Source organism: Microbispora triticiradicis (genome assembly GCF_005864065.1).
GTDB classification, from domain to species: domain Bacteria; phylum Actinomycetota; class Actinomycetes; order Streptosporangiales; family Streptosporangiaceae; genus Microbispora; species Microbispora triticiradicis.
Window position 1 is genome coordinate 77382 of sequence record NZ_VANP01000022.1, and the last position, 18477, is coordinate 95858.

Sequence of the window (18477 nt, forward strand, 5' to 3'; positions counted from 1 at the left end):
GCGCGCGGTAGTGTGCTGGCATGTTCGCCGTCACCGCCACGCAGACCGATCCGGACGACCCGCTGAAGGGCCTGACGCTGGGTGAGCACCCCGAGCCCGCCGTACCGGACGGCTGGACCACTGTCACGGTCCGGGCCGCCTCGCTCAACCACCACGACCTGTGGACGCTCCGGGGGGTGGGTATCAGTCAGGACCGGCTGCCGATCGTCCTCGGCTGCGACGCCGCGGGGGTGGACGAGGACGGCGAGGAGGTCGTCGTCCACGCCGTGATCGGCACGCCGGTGAACGGCGACGAGACCCTCGACCCGGCCCGCTCGCTGCTGTCGGAGAAGTACGACGGCACGTTCGCCGAGAAGGTCGTGGTGCCCCGGCGCAACCTGGTGCCCAAGCCCGCCGCGCTCTCCTTCGAGGAGGCCGCCTGCCTGCCCACGGCCTGGCTGACGGCGTACCGCATGCTGTTCGACAAGGCCGGGCTGGAGCCGGGCTCCACCATCCTCGTCCAGGGCGCCGGCGGCGGCGTGGCGACCGCGCTGATCGCGCTCGGCCGGGCCGCCGGATACCGGGTCTGGGCGACGAGCCGGTCGGAGCACAAGCGGGAGCGGGCCCTCGGCCTCGGCGCCGACCAGGTCTTCGAGACGAACGCCCGCCTGCCCGAGCGGGTCGACGCCGTCATGGAGACGGTCGGCGAGGCCACCTGGAAGCACTCGCTCAACTCCCTACGCCCCGGTGGCCGGATCGTCACCTGCGGCGCGACGAGCGGGATGGTCGCCGCGACGCAACTCGTGCAGGTCTACTTCCTGCAGAAGTCGATCATCGGGTCGACCATGGGGACGCGCGAGCAGCTCGCGCGGCTCGCGGTCTTCCTCGAGCAGACGGGCGTACGGCCGGTGATCGACCGGGTGCTGCCGCTCACCGAGGCGGAGGAGGGCTTCGCGGCCGTGCACCGGGGCGACGTCTTCGGCAAGGTGGTCTTCACACTCTGACGGCGGTCCTGACCGCGGCCCCGATCCCGGTGGGAGCGGTCAGGAGCGCATGGCGCGGCGGATCCGCTCCGCGGCCTCGTCGAGAGCGGCCCGGCACTCCGCCAGCGCCTCCTCACGCGGTGTGCCCTCCCCGGAAGCCCTTCCGGAAGTCTCTGCGGGGGACTCGGCGAGAGAACGGTGGAGGTCGGTGACGAAGTCCGCCAGCATCCGACTGAGGGCGGGGTCGGGGCCGCTGCGGGGGGCGCCCTCGTGCCGGCTCCCGCCGAACCCCCAGGTCTCCTCCCAGACGCGGCGCCACTCCTGCTGCCAGCGGTCGCGCTCCTCCTGCCACTCGTGCTTGTGGCGGCGCCACTCCTCCTTCTGCCTGCGCCACTCCTCCCTGGCCTGGTCGCGGTGCCGCTGCCACTCCTCCTTCTGGGTCCGGCCCAGCTCCCGGCCGTCGTCGCCGATGTCCCGGGCCATCTGGGTGAGCTCGTCGCGCAGGGACCGCACCGTCTGCCGCACGTCCTCCTTCACCTCCCGGGCGATGTCCTGGACCGAGGCGGTGATCTCCTGCTCCAGATCGGCCAGCTCGTCCATCCGGTCGGCCAGCTCGGCCCGTCCCTTGTCGGTCAGCGTGAAGACCTTCTTGCCGTCCACGACCTCATGGGTGACCAGGCCCTCGTCCTCCAGGCGGGCCAGCCGGGGATAGATCGTGCCGGGGGAGGGGGAGTAGACGCCGAGGAAGCGATCCTGCAGCAGCCGGATGACCTCGTATCCGTGCCGCGGGCTCTCCTCCAGCAGCTTCAGCAGGTACAGCCGCAGCCGCCCATGCCCGAAAACGGGACTCATGCCACCTCCTCGCCTTCGGCTCGGAGTGGCATGCGCCAGACGCTGTGCCTGTCGATTCGCTCGCTTCGCTCACTCATGCCTTCTCCTCCTCTTCCCGGCGGCCGGTGGGGGGGCCGCTCAGCAGGGTGACGTCGCCCGACATGGTGGTCGCGGAGAGCGAGGCCATGCCTCCGCCCAACCGGCCGCCGAGCGAACGGACGCCGGGCATCGCGGTGGACTCCAGCCCGGGGAACGCCGACTCGACCCTGCCGGAGGTCGAGCGGACGGTCACGTCGGCGTCCACGGAGCGCGGGAGCCGTACGACGACGGGACCGGACACGCTGTGCATCGTGACGTGACCGGTGGGCGCGAGCTCCAGGTCGGCGGTGATCCGGCCGGACACCGTGTTCGCGCGCAGCCGCCGCGGCCTGCCCCCGGCGACGGTCAGCTCACCGGACACGCTGCCGAACGACAGGTCGCCGGCCATGCCCCGGCTCTCCACCGAACCCGACACCGTCTCGGCCTGCACCTCGCCGCTGACGCCGTCGAGGACGATCTCCCCCGAGACGCTCTTCACGCCGGTGGTCCCCTCCATGCCGGTCACCAGGGCGGAGGCCGAGACGACCCCGGCCTGCACCGGGCAGCTGCTCGGCACGGTGAGCGTCAAGGTGGTCCGCCGGGAGCCCGGGCGTAACCACCCGAGGATGCCGTCCCATGTCAGGTCCTTGTACGTGACCGTCAGGCGGCCGTCCGCCTCGTCATGGGTCACCAGCAGCGGCGCCCCCTCCACCTCCGTCACCTCCAGGGTGGGCGGGCCGTCGCTGGCCAGCACGGCCAGCCGGCCGGCCACGATCCGCACGTTCAGCGCGGTCACCTTGCCGAACGTGAGCTGCCCGGGGGAGTCGATCGTCCATTGGGGCATCGCCAAGCCCTTCCACGCGAAGTCCTGCCGTCCACAAACACGATATATCGCGTCTGTGGAAAGTCAAGATGTATCGCGTTCGGCCCGGCGCTCTCAGTCCTCGTCGTCGTCCAGGCGCGCGAGCCAGGTGGCCAGCCGCTCCACGGGCACCTCGAACTCGGGATTGAGATCCACGAACTCGCGCAGCCGCTCGGCCAGCCAGGTGATGCCGACCTCCTCCTCGCCGCGCCGCTCGACGAGCTCCTCGATCCCCTTGTCGGTGAAGTACATGCCTCGCTCCAGTGCAATTACCTGATCATGAGGAGAGGTCCCCCACGCGTCGCGGGGGACCTCCTCAATCCTGCGGGATCGCCGGTCAGCCGAAGATCTCGTCGAGCATGCCGCGCAGCTCCGCGTCGTGCTTGGAGTGGGAGCCGACGGCCGGCGACGAGTTCGGCGTACGCGAGACCCTGCGGAGGGCGCGGCCGCCGAGCAGGTCGGGCCGTTCCGTCAGCTTCAGCGCCAGGTACGGCCACGGGCCCATGTTGACCGGCTCGTCCTGTGCCCAGAGCAGCTCCGCGTCGGCGCCGTAGCGGGACAGCTCGGCCTTGAGCGGGTTCTCCGGGAAGGGGTAGATGCGTTCGAGCCGGACGAGCGCCACGTCCTTCCTGCCGTCCTTCTCGCGCCGGGCGAGCAGGTCGTAGTAGATCCTGCCGGAACAGACCACGACCTTCCGGACCTCCGCCGGGTCGACCGTCGCGTCGCCGATGACCGGGCGGAAGGCACCGGAGGTGAACTCCGACGTGGCCGAGGCCGCCGCCTTGAGCCGCAGCAGCGACTTGGGCGTGAACACGATGAGGGGCTTGCGCCGCTCCGACAGCACCTGCCAGCGCAGCAGGTGGAAGTAGTTCGCCGGGGTGCTCGGCTGCGCCACCGTCATGTTGTCCTGCGCGCACATCTGCAGGTAACGCTCGATGCGGGCGGAGGAGTGGTCCGGGCCCTGGCCCTCGTAGCCGTGCGGCAGCAGCAGCACGACCGAGGAACGCTGGCCCCACTTCTGCTCGCCCGACGAGATGAACTCGTCGATGATCGACTGGGCGCCGTTGGCGAAGTCGCCGAACTGCGCCTCCCAGGCGACCAGGGCGTCCGGGCGGACCACGCTGTAGCCGTACTCGAAGCCCATCGCGGCGAACTCGCTGAGCAGCGAGTCGTACACGTAGAACTTCGTGGTGCCCTGGTTGAACGTCTTGAGCGGCGTGTGCTCCTCGCCGGTGACGCGGTCGACCAGCACGGCGTGGCGCTGGCCGAAGGTGCCGCGGCGGGAGTCCTGGCCGACGAGCCGCACCGGGTGGTCGTCGATGAGCAGCGAGCCGAACGCGAGCATCTCACCGGTCGCCCAGTCGATCGAGTCCTCGGCGATCATCGCGCCGCGACGCTGGATGACCGGCGCGAGACGCGGGTGGACGGTGAAGCCGTCGGGCAGGTTGAGCTGCGTGTCGACGACCCGCTTGACGACCTCCTCCGAGATCGCCGTCTTGGTGTCCTCGTGCGACCACTGGAACACCTCGTCCGGCTCGGGGACCACGACCGAGCCCGGTTCGAGCGGCTGCCTGGTCGCCTCCCGGGTCTCGGTGAAGGCCCGCTCCAGCTGCTCCTGGTAGTCGCGGAGGGCCTGCTCGGCCTCCTCGACCGTGATGTCGCCGCGGCCGATCAGCGCCTCGGTGTACAGCTTGCGGGTCGAGCGCTTGGCGTCGATCAGGTCGTACATCAGCGGCTGGGTGAAGGCCGGGTTGTCGGTCTCGTTGTGGCCGCGCCGCCGGTAGCAGATCAGGTCGATGACCACGTCCTTGCGGAACGCCTGGCGGTACTCGTAGGCGAGCCGCCCGACGCGTACGACGGCCTCGGGGTCGTCGCCGTTCACGTGGAAGATCGGCGCCTGGATCATCCGGGCGACGTCGGTCGCGTACACGCTCGACCGCGAGGAGGCGGGGGAGGTGGTGAAGCCGACCTGGTTGTTGACCACGATGTGCACGGTGCCGCCGGTGCGGTAGCCGCGCAGCTGGGACAGGTGCAGGGTCTCGGCGACCACGCCCTGCCCGGCGAACGCCGCGTCGCCGTGGACGAGCACGGGCAGGACGGTGAAGCCCTCCTCGCCGCGCTCCAGCAGGTCCTGCTTGGCCCGGACCACGCCCTCCAGGACGGGGTCGACGGCCTCCAGGTGCGAGGGGTTCGCCACCACCGACGTGCTGATCTTGTTGCCGTCGGGGTCGACGAAGTCGCCGCTCGCGCCGAGGTGGTACTTCACGTCGCCCGAGCCGTGCGCGCTGCGCGGGTCGATGTTGCCCTCGAACTCGCCGAACACCTGGGCGTACGACTTGCCCACGATGTTGGCCAGCACGTTGAGCCGGCCGCGGTGGGCCATGCCGATGACGACCTCGTCGAGGCGCTCGCCGGCGGCGGAGCAGATCACGGAGTCGAGCAGCGGGATCAGCGACTCGCCGCCCTCCAGCGAGAACCGCTTCTGGCCGACGTACTTGGTCTGCAGGAACGTCTCGAACGCCTCGGCGGTGTTGAGCCTGCGCAGGATGTGCAGCTGCTCCTCGCGGTCGGGCTTGGCGTGCGGCCGCTCCACCCGCGCCTGGATCCAGGCCCGCTCCTCGGGGTTCTGGATGTGCATGTACTCGATGCCGACCGTCCGGCAGTACGAGTCGCGCAGCACGCCGAGGACGTCGCGCAGCTTCATCAGCGGCTTCCCGCCGAAGCCGCCCGTCGGGAACTCGCGCTCCAGGTCCCACAGCGTCAGGCCGTGCGACTGGATGTCGAGGTCGGGGTGCTTGCGCTGGCGGTACTCCAGCGGGTCGGTGTCGGCCATGAGGTGGCCGCGGACCCGGTAGGCGTGGATCAGCTCCAGCACACGGGCGGACTTGGCCACGTCGTCGTCGTGGGTGGCCGAGATGTCCTGGACCCAGCGGACCGGCTCGTACGGGATGCGCAGCGACTCGAAGATCTCGTCGTAGAAGCCGTCGGAGCCGAGCAGGAGCTGGTGGATGCGGCGCAGGAAGTCGCCCGACTGGGCGCCCTGGATGATCCGGTGGTCGTAGGTCGAGGTGATCGTCATCACCTTGCTGATGGCCAGGCGGGACAGGGTCTCCGCCGAGGCGCCCTGGTACTCCGCCGGGTACTCCATCGCGCCGACGCCGATGATCGTGCCCTGGCCGGGCATGAGACGCGGCACCGAGTGGACCGTGCCGATCGTGCCGGGGTTCGTCAGGGAGATCGTGGTGCCCTGGAAGTCCTCCACGCCGAGCTTGCCCCCGCGGGCCTTGCGGACGATCTCCTCGTACGCCGTCCAGAACTGGCGGAAGTCGAGCGTCTCGGCCCGCTTGATCGAGGGCACCAGGAGCTGGCGGGTGCCGTCGCTCTTCTGCACGTCGATGGCGAGGCCGAGCCCGACGTGCTCCGGCTTCACCAGGACCGGCTTGCCGTCCACCTCGGCGTACGAGTGGTTCATCTCGGGCATGGACTCCAGTGCCCGGACGATCGCGTAGCCGATGAGGTGGGTGAAGGAGATCTTGCCGCCGCGCCCGCGGGACAGGTGGTTGTTGATGACGATGCGGTTGTCGATCAGCAGCTTGGCGGGCACCGCGCGGACGCTGGTGGCGGTCGGGACCGCCAGCGAGGCCTCCATGTTGGCGGCGGTGCGCGCCGCGGCGCCGCGCAGCTTCTCCTCGGCCGCACCGGCCGGAACCGGGGTGGCGGCCTGCTTGGAGGGCTGCTTCGCCGGCTGCTTGGCCGGCTGTGGGGCAGGCTGCTTGACCGGCGCGGGCGCTGTGGCCTGAGGCTGGGGCGGCGTGGTCGGTGGCGTGGGCTGCGTCGTCTGCGGAGCCGGGCTCACCGGAGCGGGAGCCTCGGGAGCCGCCGTCGTGGTCGCGCCGTTCGCGGCGCCGGCGGCCTTGGGTGGAGCGGGCTTGCCCGTTCCGTTGTAGTCAGCGAAGAAGTGCCACCAGGCCTGGTCCACAGACTCGGGATCTTCGAGATACTTCTGGTACAACTCGTCGACAAGCCACTCATTTTGCCCGAAGCTTGCCAGCGGGTTTGTCCGCGACGACTCTGACGACACGGCGGAAATCGCCCTCTTCCGCAGATCGGCGTTGATGTTTGGTGAACCTGTCCAAGGCTACTCGCCTCACACACCGAGGTGCGCCCGCGCGGGTCACCGGTCCCGGCCCATCCTCCCAGGATCGATCAAACAGGTCACGCGCGGATAGCCCGTCTGGGTGGTGAGGTGTCCCTCACCACCTGGTCATCACGACTGGCTCACCCGAGGAGCCGCGACTCAATCCGGATATCCGGAGCTATAGCGGACAGCATACCCGCGAGGTCCTCACCGGCCGCATGCAGTGCGGAAATGGAGAGCGGTTCGAGCCGTTCGAGGAGGAACAGCGCGTCGACCGTCTCCTCGGTGATCCTCGTCCTGACGCACTGCCGCCAGTTCCACCTCCGGCAGGTGACGCCCTCGTCGTCGCGCCACACCACCTCGCCGATCGCGGGCTCGCCCAGCGCCTCCTCCGACGGCTCGTCGCCCGCCGCGCGGACCAGCCGGGCGGTGCCGCGGTAGCGGCGCAGGTCCTCGCCGCCGATCGGCAGGCCGTGCCGTACGGACACGGCGTTGTAGGCGTCCACCACCAGGTTGATCTCGGGCAGCGGCAGGCGGCGGACCAGCGCGTCCACCGACGGGCGGGTCCGCTGGGGCTTGGCCCCGAAGGCGCGGTACGCCGCGCGCCACGCCTCGATCCTCTCGTCGTCCTGCGGCACGGCCCTGGCCGCCGCGTCGGCCAGCCACTCCCGCGAACGGTCGTCCGAAGGGCCGTTGCGCAGGCCGTACGCGCAGACGACCAGGACGGCGAAGTCCGGACGCAGCGCCGTGACGGCGTCGTCCACCCAGATGTCGTCGATCACGCCCCACAGCGTAGTGCCCGGGTGAGCCGGCCCCGCCGGAATGGAACCGGCCGCCGCCTCTGCTGAGGCGGCGGCCGGGGTCGGGGGTTACGGCGACGTTCTGATCGGGCCGGTCGGGCCGGTCGGGCCGATCGGCCGGGTCAGGAGGAGCAGGCGGCGCCGTTGAGGGTGATCAGGTCGGGCGTGGGGTTGGCGCCGGGAGACGACACGCCGTTGTAGCCGATGACGACCGTCTGGCCGGGCCTGATGGTCTTGTTCCACGTCTCGTTCTCGGCGGTGGCGGTCGCCCCCTCCTGCGAGAAGTTGGCGCTCCAGCCGTGGTCGATCTTCTGGCCGCCCAGGAACGACCACTTCAGCTTCCAGCCGTCGACGGCCTTCGTGCCGGTGTTCACGATCGTGATCTGGGTGGTGAAGCCGGTCGGCCAGGAACCGTGCGTGGTGTAGGTGACCTTGCACGCGCCGGGGGCCTTGACCGTGCCGTCGCCCTGGTCGGCGATGAACGCCGAGATCCACGACATCGGCGAGTTCCAGTTGATCGTCAGCTCGTTGGTCGCCCACGAGCCGATGTCGTCGATGTAGCAGAACTGCGCCACGCAGCCCCTCAGCTTCGCCTGGGCCACCGGGTCCTGGATGCTGGAGTTGGGGCCACCGGCGAGCGTGCCGCGCGGCGGGTTCGGCAGCGAGGTGTCCAGCGAGTGGGCGTACCACCTGCTGTGCTGGTTCTTCGACGCCACCTCGCCGTAGCCGGTCACGTACGACTGGTTGAGCGCGTTGCGGCCGAGGATGTAGTCGACGCCCTGCAGCACGCCGTCGCGATACTTCAGGTCGCCGGTGATGTCGTAGGCCGTGGCCATGACCACCATGTTGTTGAGGACGATGCTGTTCGATCCCCAGTCGTAGGACGCCGCGTCGTACGGCAGGCCGTACGGGTGGGCCGTCAACTTGGCGAGGTACTTGTCCGCGCCGGCCACCACCGAGGCGCGCACCTCGCTGCGGCCGGGCAGGGCGTTGGGCACGGTCGCCAGGTCGAGCCGGCCGAGCGCCGCGACGTTGCCCCAGTCCATGGCACCCGTGTTCCAGATGTCGGCGGTGTGCAGCGGCGAGGCGAGGAGGTAGTTCTCGAACTCCTTGTCGCCCGTGGTGATGTAGAGCTCGGCCGCCGCCCAGTAGAACTCGTCGCTGACCTTGGCGTCGTCGTAGGTGCCGCCGCCGACGCCGTCGGAGGCGGAGGCGAGCATGTTCGGGTTCGCCTTGGCCGCCATCCACGCCTTCTTCGCCGCCGCCAGGTTCTTCGCGGCGAACGCGGCGTCGTACGGCGCGAAGATCCGGGCCGCCTGGGCGGCGGTCGCGGCGAGGTTCAGCGTCGCGGCCGTGCTCACCGGGTGCAGTTCGCGCTTCTGCGGGTCCAGGTTCGGCAGCAGCGGCAGGCCGGTCCAGTTCTCGTCGTGGATCTTGTGGTGGACCATGCCGTCGGACCGCTGCATCTTCAGCAGGAACTCCTGCTCCCAGCGGGCCTCGTCGAGCACGTCGGGAACGGCGTCGCCGCTCTCGGGGATGTTCAGGCTGCCGATGGGCTTGGCGGTCGGGGCGTTCTTGGTCCGCTCGAACTCGCTCATGATCTGGGCGACCGAGATGCCGCCGTTGACCACGTACTTGCCGTGGTCGCCCGCGTCGTACCAGCCGCCGGACACGTCGAGACGGTAGTCGCACACGCCCGGCTGGCAGGGGACGTTCTTGTCGCCCTGGTTCGGAGCCACGTCCACGTGACCGGCGGGACGGCCGTACCCGGGCCGCAGCGCGTCGTCGATCGCGATGCCGCTGCGCTGGGTGTAGTAGAACTTCAGCGCGTCGAGCTTGAGGTCGGCGTACGCGTCCGGCTTGATGTCGAACGGCCGGCTGGTCTCACCGTCGGCGGTGAGCGTGTAGCCCGTCCCCGCCTTGACGTACGAGCCGAAGTCGATCGAGTGGACGTTCTGGCCGGAGCTGGCGTCCACGCCGCGCGGGGTCGTCGTGCCGTGCGCGACCACGGTCCCGGCGGAGTTCTTGAGCTGCCAGGGCAGCGCGGCGGTGGCGTCGGTGACCACGGTGGCGTTCTTGGGGCCCTTGGGCAGGTAGGCCACCTGGTTCACCCGCACCCGGGGACCGGTGTCGGGCTTGTAGACGTCCGGCGGCGCCCCGCCCTTGAGCGAGACGTTGTCGACGCAGAAGCGCCACGGCGTCGCGCTGCCGCCGATCTGGAAGACGACCTGGGCGTTGGGCAGGTCGACCGGCGAGGTGAACGTGTAGCTGTAGGTGTTGCCCGAGACGCTGACCTCGGGAGCCGCCGCCACGTACTGGGTGTAGGGATCCGTCGGCAGCTGGACGTACGCCCTGGCGACCTTCGACGGGTCGGCGGTGGCGAAGAAGCTGAACGCGTAGGTCTCGTCCTTCACCAGCGGGATGTCGTTGACGCCGATGATCGCGTCCCAGGGGTTGACCGTCCCGCCGGGGACGTTCGTGCAGAGCCGGCCGCCGGACAGTTCGAAGTCCAGGTTCGAGGTGTGCCACCACGGGTCGGCGGTGGTGTCGAACGTGCCGTTGGGGATCTGTTCCGGGCCCTCGTCCGCCGTGACGGGAGGCGCGCCGGTCAGGCAGGCCGTGGCTATCGCCGCCACGGCGAGAATGCCGATTCTTCTGAGCACAGTGGTCCTCGGGGTGGTCCTCGGGGTGTCCGCGAGGGGCTGGTGATGGAGAGGCAGTGTGGGAACGGTGGTGTGGGAGCGCTCCCAAAGGGGAGCGGCACCGATGTTTCCGCCGGGTTTCCAGGGGCGTCAACGACGGCCGTGCTCCGGCCCACGTCACCGGTGGTTGGGGGAGCGCGCGGCTGAAACTTTCATTTTCGCAAAGGAACCTTTGCGAAGCGCGGGGGTTGTTAGCGTCCCCGGCATGGATCAGGAGGTCTACCACGTACGGGACCCGCGCGCGCTGAAGGCGGTCGCGCATCCGCTGCGGTCGCGCCTGCTGGCGGAGCTGCGCGCCGATGGTCCCGCGACCGCCACGGAACTGGCCGCGCGCCTCGCGGAGAGCTCCGGCTCCACGAGCTACCACCTGCGGCAACTCGCGCGGTACGGGTTCGTGGAGCCCGACGCCGAGCAGCGCGACCGGCGTGAGCGGCGCTGGCGGGCGATCCACCGGTTCACGTCGTGGAGCGACGTGGCGACGGCCGCGAGCGCCGAGGGCCGGGAGGCCGCCGCCTGCCTGCGCCGGCGTCAGCTGGAGCGGTTCACCGCCGACGTGGAGAACTTCGAGCGCGAGCGCGACCTGTGGAGCGAGGCGTGGGCCGAGGCGGCCGGCATGTCCGACCTGGTGGTACGGCTGTCGCCGGCGACGGTCGCGTCCCTGTACGAGCGGGTGTCGGCCCTGCTGCTGGAGGCCGAGGAGCGGGACCGCGACGACCCCGACGCGCGCGGCGTCACGGTCCTGCTCGCCGCCCATCCGCGCAGCGGTCCCCGGGGAGGCGGGCGCGAGTGACGGTGGTTCGCCGCGACGTGCGGCGCCCGGGGGCCCGGTAGAACGACATTCGGTTCAGGGCGGCACAATCAGGCAGCGAAGCTGCGAGAGGGGCGTGGACCGGTGAGCAAGGGGAGCGTGACGGCGGCGAACGAGGCGCAGCGCGCGGCGTGGCGGGGCGGCGGGCTGCCGGAGGTCGAGCGGGTGCGCCCGGGGCTGTGGTCGATCCCCGTCCCGATCCCGATCAACCCGTTGCGCTACGTCCTGGTCTACGCCCTGGAGGTCCCCGACGGAGTGGTCCTCGTCGACGCGGGATGGAACACCGGCGAGGCGTACGACGCGCTCGTGGCGGGGCTCGGAACGGCCGGATACGACATCACGGACGTGAAGGCCGTGCTGGTCACGCACATCCACCCCGACCACTACGGCCTGGCCGGGCGCGTACGGGAGGTCTCGGGCGCCTGGATCGGGCTCCATCCGGCCGACGCACGCCTCCTCCGCGGCCGCTACGACGACTCGGCGATCGACGATCTCGTCGAGCAGGAGCGCGCGCTGCTGCTCCGCTGCGGCGTGCCGGACCTCACGGCGCAGGAACTGGCGGGCGCGTCGGTCATGCTGCGCCAGTTCGTGACGATGGCGGTGCCCGACCGGCTCATCGAGGACGGCGACCGGCTCGGCCTGCCCGGCTGGGACCTCCGGGCGGTGTGGACCCCCGGCCACTCGCCCGGCCACCTGTGCTTCGCCGAGCCGGAGCGCAGGCTGCTGTTCTCCGGCGACCACGTGCTGGCCAGGATCACGCCGATGGTCGCGGTGCACCCGCAGTCGGCGCCCAACCCGCTGGCCGACTATCTCGACGCGCTGCGCCTGGTGGGCGGGCTCGACGTGGAAGAGGTGCTGCCCGCCCACGAGTACCGATTCCTGGAACTGGCCGCCCGTGCCGACCACGTCATCGCGCACCACGAGGAGCGGCTCGCGGAGATACGGCGGGTCGTCGCGGACGGCGACGGCCCGGCGTGCTGGGACATCGCCACCCGGCTGAGCTGGTCGCGCCCGTGGGAGACGATCCCCGCGCACATGCGCAGGACGGCCAACGGCGAGACCCTCGCCCACCTGGTCTGGCTGGAGCATCGCGGCCAGGTCACCCGAGTGCCCGGCGAACCCGACCGCTGGTACCCCGCCGGCTGAGCCAGGCCGTACGGGACCACCCCACTGCTCCCGCGCCGCGCGCTGTCTGTCAGGCCAGCCGCACGGCTCCCCGGCCGGTGGCGAGGGGGAGGTCGAGGAGCGTGCGGATGCCCGGCGGGGCCGCGCACACGGCGGCGATCGAGTTGACCGCGTGGGCCGCCGCCCCGGCCAGCCCCTGGGTCATGTCGTCGATCGTCACCGCCATGCCGGGCCGTCCCTGCACGTGCATGGTGAAGCCGAGGTCGCCCCACTGCGGCACCCGGCGGCCGTCGGCCTTGTAGACGCACTCGACCGTGATGAACGGCCGGCCGCGCGCCAGGCCGGTGAACACCCAGCGGGACGCGGAGATCGTGCCCTTGCGCACCTCACCCGCCGCGATGTCGAAGTCCTCGGTCGCGAGCAGGTACTCGTCGGTCTGCTCCACCTCGTCCAGCGGCACGCCGAGCGCGGCGGCGACAAGCTCGACGCTCTCGCCGAACAGCGCGCGCTGGAAGGCGCGGAACGGCCGGACGGACGTGCTGTAGTCGTCGGGCTCCCGGCCGAAGCCCATCAGGTCTGCGGTGACGTGCCGGGAGGGATGGCCCCGGTAGTCCGAGCACTCCCGCACGTAGATGTGGTCGAGCCGGTCCGACAGCCCGGTCAGCGCCAGGGGCAGCAGGTCGCTCATGAAGCCCGGGTTGATGCCCGTCCCGTGCAGGGACGCCCCGCCTCGGGCGCAGGCGGCCTCCAGGCGGTCCACCAGCCCCGGGCCGTACGCGCGGGGGTAGACGAATCCGGTGGTGGTGACGACGTTCTTGCCCGAGGCGAGCAGCGCGCAGATCGTCTCGGCGTCGGTCCCGGGATCGCCGCCGAAGTAGGACGCGGGCAGCGGCATGTGCAGCACGCAGTCGGCCTCGGTGGCGAGTATCCGTTCGGCGTCGTCGGTGCAGGCGACCCCGACGGGCCCGAGCCCCACCAGTTCGCCGGCGTCCCGGCCCACCTTCTCCCGGTCGTAGACGAGCACTCCGGCGAGCTCGAACTCCGGACGGGCGATCACGCTGCGCAGGGCGCGCCCACCGACCGCGCCCGTCGCCCATTGGATCACGCGCAGGGGAGCGGACGAGGACATGCGTGCCTCCAGCGGGTTCGCTCGGGCGTGACCGCGCGGTGAGAGGGGAGTCGCCGATCCGCGCCCAGTTCTGGACAGGAACTGAGGAACGTTCACGAGCACGCTCACTGTACGACGCCACGCCGCCTTGGCCTGCCCGAATGGCGATATCGCCTCAGGGGATCGCCGGGCGGCGGGATGGCGGCTCGCGGCCGGGCGGTTGTGTGATCCGCAGTTCGGGGAAGGGCGGCGACGGGTTGCTCCGGGACTGCGGGCGCCCGCCGAGCGTCAGGGTCTCACCGTGGTGCGCCAGCGAGACCGGCGAGCCGTGCAGCAGCCGGTACGTCGTGTCCTCGGACGTGACGTCGACCCTCAGCAGGCGCCCGCGGTAGCGCACCCGGAAGGTGAGCCGGGTGATCTCCGAGGGCAGGCGGGGGGCGAAGCACAACTGCCCCTCGCCCGCGCGCAGGCCGCCGAACCCCGACACCAGCGCGATCCATGCCCCGGCCAGCGAGGCCATGTGGACGCCGTCACGGGTGTTGTGCTGCAGGTCGCGCAGGTCGATGAGCGCCGCCTCCCCGAGGTAGGCGTAGGCGAGCCCGAGCTGACCGACCTCGGCGGCGAGCACGGCCTGGGTGGCCGCGGACAGCGAGGAGTCCCGCACCGTCAGCGCCTCGTAGTAGGCGAAGTTGCGGGCCTTCTGCTCCGGTGTGAACGCCTCGCCGCACAGGTGCATGGCCAGTACGAGGTCGGCCTGCTTGACCACCTGCTTGCGGTAGAGGTCGAAGTAGGGGAAGTGGAGCAGCAGCGGGTACTGGTCGGGCCGGGTGTTCTCGAAGTCCCACACCGCGTGCCCGGTGTAGCCCTCGCTCTGCGCGTGGACCCCCAGCCGCTCGTCGTACGGGAGGTACATGGCGGCGGCGGCGTCGCGCCACACCGCGATCTCCTCCAGAGTGACGCCGAGCTGCCCGGCCCGGTCGAGATGCCGTACGGCCGTCGCGGCGGCGGCCCGCAGGTTCCGGCGGGCCATGAGGTTGGTGTAGAGGTTGTTGTCGGAGACCGCGCTGTACTCGTCCGGGCCGGTCACCCCGTCGATGCGGTAGCGGCCCTCGGCGTCGTGGTGGCCGAGCGCGCACCACAGGCGCGCGGTCGCGACCAGCAGCGGCAGGCCGGCGTCCCCCTCGAACGCGGTGTCCTCGGTCGCGTCGACGTACCGCGTCACCGCGTCGGCGATGTCGGCGTTGACGTGGAAGGCCGCGGTGCCGGCGGGCCAGTATCCCGAGCACTCCTCGCCGTTGATCGTGCGCCAGGGGAACGCCGCCCCGCCCAGCCCGAGCAGCTCCGCCCGCGCCTCGGCGAGCGGGAGGATCGACGCGCGCCACTCCAGCGCGTCGCGGGCGGCCCTGGGATAGGTGTAGGTGGCGACGGGCAGCACGAAGCTCTCGGTGTCCCAGAACGCGTGCCCGTCGTAGCCGGAACCGGTCAGTCCCTTGCCGGGAATGGGCCGCCGCTCCAGCCGGGCGCCCGCCTGGAGCAGGTGGAAGAGCCCGAAGCGTACGGCCTGCTGCACCTCGGCGTCGCCCTCGACCTCGACGTCCGCGCCCGCCCAGTAGTCGTCGAGGAAGGCGCGCTGCTCGGCGCACAGGCCGTCCCACCCGGTGAGCCGGGCCGCGGCCAGCGCGGCCACCACCTGGTCGTGCATCGCGGGCCGGGAGCGCTTGGCCGACCAGCCGTAGGCGAAGAACTTGTCCAGCCGCAGCCGTTCTCCGGGTCTCAGGCGGGTGGCGACCGTCACGCGGCTGACGTCGCCGCCGCCGTCGCTGTCGACCCGGGTGCCGCCGGGGCCGTCGACCTCATGGCACATGGCGGCGGCGACCCGCAGCCGGCTGGCGCGGGTGGAGTGGACCATGACGCACATGCCGTCACTGCCGGTCGCGTTCTCCTCCAGCACCAGCGGCGCCTCCAGCGCGGCGGCGGCGCGGGGGTCGGCGGCCGCCGTGGGGACGGTCTCGTTGGCCACCAGCTCCGACTGGACGACCACGTTGACCGGCTGGTCCACCGGCTCCACCTCGTAGCGGATCGCGGCCACGGCCCGGTGGGTGTACGACACGAGCCGGGTGGAGCGCATCCGGATCTCCACCCCCGTGGGCGGGCTCCAGCGGACCGTGCGGATGAGCGTCCCGGCGCGCAGATCGAGGAGCCGCTCGTGTGAGTGCAGGGTGCCGTACCGCACGTCGAACGGCTCGTCGTCCACCAGCAGCCGGATCAGCTTGCCGTTGGTGACGTTGACCACCGTTTGCCCCGACTCGGGGTAGCCGTAGCCCGCCTCGGCGTACGGCAGGGGACGCAGTTCGTAGAAGGAGTTGAGGTAGGTGCCGGGCAGCCCGTAGGGCTCGCCCTCGTCGAGGTTGCCGCGCAGCCCGATGTGCCCGTTGGACAGTGCGAAGACCGACTCCGTCTGGGCGAGCACGTCGGTGTGCAGGCGGCACTCGCGGACCGTCCACGGCTCGGTGGTGAAGGCGGGATGCCTGATCATCGTTCGTCCAGCAGGTCGGCGAGGTCGCCCACCACCACGTCGGCGCCGTTGTCGCGCAGGGCCTGGGCCTGGTTCGCGCGGTCCACGCCCACCACCCAGGCGAAGCCGCCCGCGCGCCCGGCGGCGACCCCCGCCAGCGCGTCCTCGAAGACCGCCGCGGCGGCCGGTGGGATGCCCAGGGCCTCGGCGGCGGCGAGGAACATGTCGGGGGCCGGCTTGCCGGCCAGGCCGCGCTCGGCCGCCACCGCACCGTCGATCCGCGCGTCGAACATCTCGGAGAGCCCCGCGGCGGACAGCACGCGGGCGGTGTTGGCGCTGGAGGAGACGACCGCCCGGCGCAGGCCGGCCTCGCCGACCTCGCGCAGATAACGCACCGAGCCTTCGAAGACCTCGACGCCCTGCCGGTCGAGGACCGCCTGGACCAGTGCGTTCTTGCGGTTGCTCAGGCCGTTGAGCGTGGGCATGCCCGGCGGGTCGTCCGGCTCGCCCTCCGGCAGGGTGATGTCCCGGGACCGGAGGAACTCCCGCGTGCCGTCCAGGCGCTTCCTGCCGTCGACGTACCGGTCGTAGTCGCCGGTCGCGTCGAAGGGGACGAACGGCGTGCCGGTGGCGACCGCCCGGTCGCGGAGGAAGGCGTCGAACATCTCCTTCCACGCCGCCGCGTGGACTCCCGCCGTACGCGTGAGCACCCCGTCCATGTCGAACAGGCAGCCGCGTACCCGCTCCGGCAACCCCAGCATCCGCCCTCCAAGAAGTCCTGTTTCCTCTCCTACCCTGCTCTGCCCTCCGTCCTGACTTTTGTTGAATTCAGCGAAAGATTGCATCAGATCGGTAAAAGGTCTTCCTTGTCGTGGGGAAAAGGGGTACGTTTCCAGCCAATCACGTGGACGCGGAGGCGTAGGTGAAACGGACGACCATCAGGCCGGAGAACGTCCATCAGGCCGCGCTTCTGCGCTTGCTGAGGGACGGCGGGCGCTCCCGCGCCGAGCTCGGCGACGTGGTGGATCTGTCGCGATCGAAGCTCAACGTGGAGCTGGACCGGCTCGTCGAGCTGGGTCTGGCCGAACCGGACGGGCTCGCCGCCTCACGCGGCGGCCGGCGTTCGGGCCGCGTACGGCTGTCGCAGTCCACCCGCTTCGCCGGCATCGACGTCGGCGCCACCTCGATCGACGTCGCGGTGACCGACGGTGAGCTGAAGGTGCTCGGCCACCTCAGCGAGCCCTGCGACATCAGGGAGGGTCCCGCGGCGGTGCTTGACCGGGCGATCGACCTGCTCGGCAAGCTGCGCAGGGACGGCCTGTACGACGATCTGACCGGAGCGGGGATCGGTGTCCCCGGGCCGGTGAGCTTCGCCGAGGGCGTCCCGGTAGTGCCGCCGATCATGCCCGGCTGGGACCGTTACCCGGTGCGGGAGACGATCGGCCAGGCACTGTGCTGTCCCGCGATGGTGGACAACGACGTCAACATCATGGCGCTGGGAGAGCTGCACACCGGTCTCGCCCGGAGTGTCGGCGACTTCCTGCTCGTGAAGATCGGCACCGGCATCGGCTGCGGCATCGTGGTGGACGGCAAGATCTACCGCGGTGTGTCCGGCAGTGCCGGCGACATCGGCCACATCCGGGTGGACGACCTCGGCCCGGTCTGCTCCTGCGGCAACTCCGGCTGCCTGGAGGCCTACTTCGGCGGAGCGGCGCTGGCCAGGGAGGCGGTCGAGGTGGCCCGCTCGGGCGGCTCGCCGTACCTGGCCGAACGGCTCGCGGCCGCGGGCACGCTGACGGCCGAGGACGTGGGCGCCGCGGCGGCGCAGGGCGACCCCGGGGCGATCGGGCTGATCCGCGACGGCGGACGACGGGTGGGCCAGGTCCTGGCCAGCCTGGTCAGCTTCTTCAACCCCGGACTGGTGATCATCGCGGGTGGCGTGGCCAAGCTGGGCCACGTGCTGCTCGCGGAGATCAGGAGCGTCGTCTACCGCCGCTCGCTGCCGCTCGCCACCGGCAACCTGCCGATCGTGCTTTCCGAACTCGGAGAGACCGCGGGTGTCATCGGCGCCACCCGACTGATCAGCGATCACGTCTACTCCGCCAACTGACATCGTTGGGAGACCCCATGGGAGACGAGCACCCCCTGCTCAAAATGAGGGGGATCGTCAAGCAGTTCCCCGGCGTGCGTGCGCTGGACGGCGTCGATCTGGAAGTGAGAGCCGGCGAGGTGCACTGCCTGCTCGGCCAGAACGGCGCCGGGAAGTCAACGCTCATCAAGACCCTCTCCGGCGCGCACGCGCCCGACGAGGGCGAGGTGCTCATCGACGGCACCCCCGTACGGCTGGCGCCGCCCACCGCGGCCATGGCCCTCGGCATCGCCACGATCTATCAGGAGCTCGACCTGGTGGACGGGTTGAGCGTGGCCGAGAACATCTATCTGGGTCATGAGCGGGCGCGGCTGGGGTTCTCGCGCCGGGGGGAGGCCGAGCGGGCGGCGGCTGAGCTGTTGAAGCGGTTGGGTCATGGGGAGATCCGGCCGCGGATGG

Annotated in this window: 14 protein-coding genes; 5 read left to right on the forward strand and 9 right to left on the reverse strand. The window is 71.1% G+C overall.

Going from position 1 to position 18477, the window contains the following annotated elements; translation table 11 throughout:
- The first annotated feature begins 20 nt into the window (after positions 1–20).
- On the forward strand, positions 21–983 hold the full coding sequence (locus FED44_RS33845) for a zinc-binding dehydrogenase (protein ID WP_111700788.1): 963 nt from the start codon (positions 21–23) through the stop codon (positions 981–983).
- 39 nt (positions 984–1022) lie between these two features.
- Here the strand turns inward: FED44_RS33845 and FED44_RS33850 are convergent, their stop codons facing one another.
- From FED44_RS33850 to FED44_RS33870, 6 genes are all read right to left on the reverse strand, one after another.
- Positions 1023–1814, reverse strand: a complete 792-nt coding sequence (locus FED44_RS33850) for a PadR family transcriptional regulator (RefSeq protein WP_138463211.1) — start codon at positions 1812–1814, stop codon at positions 1023–1025.
- 73 nt (positions 1815–1887) lie between these two features.
- Positions 1888–2715 (reverse strand): DUF4097 family beta strand repeat-containing protein, encoded by an 828-nt coding sequence (locus FED44_RS33855; RefSeq protein ID WP_138463212.1) that lies wholly within the window; start codon positions 2713–2715, stop codon positions 1888–1890.
- 93 nt (positions 2716–2808) lie between these two features.
- A complete protein-coding gene (locus FED44_RS36175) occupies positions 2809–2985 on the reverse strand; it encodes a DUF6104 family protein (protein WP_165900678.1) in 177 nt (58 codons plus the stop codon).
- A gap of 85 nt (positions 2986–3070) precedes the next feature.
- Positions 3071–6814: a multifunctional oxoglutarate decarboxylase/oxoglutarate dehydrogenase thiamine pyrophosphate-binding subunit/dihydrolipoyllysine-residue succinyltransferase subunit gene (locus FED44_RS33860; RefSeq protein WP_138463213.1), complete on the reverse strand. Its 3744-nt coding sequence runs from the start codon at positions 6812–6814 to the stop codon at positions 3071–3073.
- Between the two features lie 197 nt (positions 6815–7011).
- Positions 7012–7653 carry a B3/B4 domain-containing protein gene (locus FED44_RS33865; RefSeq protein ID WP_111700784.1) on the reverse strand — a complete coding sequence of 214 codons (642 nt, stop codon included), beginning with the start codon at positions 7651–7653 and terminating at the stop codon, positions 7012–7014.
- A gap of 140 nt (positions 7654–7793) precedes the next feature.
- Positions 7794–10334, reverse strand: a complete 2541-nt coding sequence (locus FED44_RS33870) for a glycoside hydrolase family 9 protein (RefSeq protein ID WP_208759320.1) — start codon at positions 10332–10334, stop codon at positions 7794–7796.
- 244 nt (positions 10335–10578) lie between these two features.
- On the opposite strand from FED44_RS33870, the gene FED44_RS33875 reads away from it, so the two are divergent.
- Positions 10579–11163: a winged helix-turn-helix domain-containing protein gene (locus FED44_RS33875; protein ID WP_167521663.1), complete on the forward strand. Its 585-nt coding sequence runs from the start codon at positions 10579–10581 to the stop codon at positions 11161–11163.
- Between the two features lie 102 nt (positions 11164–11265).
- Entirely contained in the window at positions 11266–12327 is a 1062-nt protein-coding gene (locus FED44_RS33880; protein ID WP_138463215.1) for an MBL fold metallo-hydrolase, read from the forward strand.
- A 49-nt stretch (positions 12328–12376) separates the two neighbouring features.
- Here FED44_RS33880 and FED44_RS33885 read toward each other — a convergent pair whose 3' ends face one another.
- The 3 genes from FED44_RS33885 to FED44_RS33895 all read right to left on the reverse strand — a co-directional run bounded on the left by FED44_RS33885 (position 12377) and on the right by FED44_RS33895 (position 16690).
- On the reverse strand, positions 12377–13435 hold the full coding sequence (locus FED44_RS33885; RefSeq protein WP_111701055.1) for an NAD(P)H-dependent amine dehydrogenase family protein: 1059 nt from the start codon (positions 13433–13435) through the stop codon (positions 12377–12379).
- Between the two features lie 154 nt (positions 13436–13589).
- On the reverse strand, positions 13590–15950 hold the full coding sequence (locus FED44_RS33890; protein ID WP_138463216.1) for a glycoside hydrolase family 65 protein: 2361 nt from the start codon (positions 15948–15950) through the stop codon (positions 13590–13592).
- Positions 15947–16690, reverse strand: a complete 744-nt coding sequence (locus FED44_RS33895; protein WP_111701053.1) for a beta-phosphoglucomutase family hydrolase — start codon at positions 16688–16690, stop codon at positions 15947–15949. Before FED44_RS33895 ends, FED44_RS33890 begins: the two co-directional genes overlap by 4 nt.
- 161 nt (positions 16691–16851) lie before the next feature.
- Between FED44_RS33895 and FED44_RS33900 the strand changes: the two genes are divergently transcribed.
- Positions 16852–18039 carry an ROK family transcriptional regulator gene (locus FED44_RS33900; RefSeq protein WP_111701052.1) on the forward strand — a complete coding sequence of 396 codons (1188 nt, stop codon included), beginning with the start codon at positions 16852–16854 and terminating at the stop codon, positions 18037–18039.
- A gap of 17 nt (positions 18040–18056) precedes the next feature.
- The coding region (locus FED44_RS33905) for an ATP-binding cassette domain-containing protein (protein ID WP_138463217.1) at positions 18057–18477 on the forward strand (421 nt) is incomplete at its 3' end.

What these genes read in the sequence shown, in the direction of transcription:
- FED44_RS33845 (WP_111700788.1), top strand. Translation starts at nt 21, where the DNA reads ATGTTCGCCGTCACCGCCACGCAGACCGATCCGGACGACCCGCTGAAG.
- FED44_RS33850 (WP_138463211.1), bottom strand. Translation starts at nt 1,814, where the DNA reads ATGAGTCCCGTTTTCGGGCATGGGCGGCTGCGGCTGTACCTGCTGAAG.
- FED44_RS33855 (WP_138463212.1), bottom strand. Translation starts at nt 2,715, where the DNA reads ATGCCCCAATGGACGATCGACTCCCCCGGGCAGCTCACGTTCGGCAAG.
- FED44_RS36175 (WP_165900678.1), bottom strand. Translation starts at nt 2,985, where the DNA reads ATGTACTTCACCGACAAGGGGATCGAGGAGCTCGTCGAGCGGCGCGGC.
- FED44_RS33875 (WP_167521663.1), top strand. Translation starts at nt 10,579, where the DNA reads ATGGATCAGGAGGTCTACCACGTACGGGACCCGCGCGCGCTGAAGGCG.
- FED44_RS33885 (WP_111701055.1), bottom strand. Translation starts at nt 13,435, where the DNA reads ATGTCCTCGTCCGCTCCCCTGCGCGTGATCCAATGGGCGACGGGCGCG.
- FED44_RS33890 (WP_138463216.1), bottom strand. Translation starts at nt 15,950, where the DNA reads ATGATCAGGCATCCCGCCTTCACCACCGAGCCGTGGACGGTCCGCGAG.
- FED44_RS33895 (WP_111701053.1), bottom strand. Translation starts at nt 16,690, where the DNA reads ATGCTGGGGTTGCCGGAGCGGGTACGCGGCTGCCTGTTCGACATGGAC.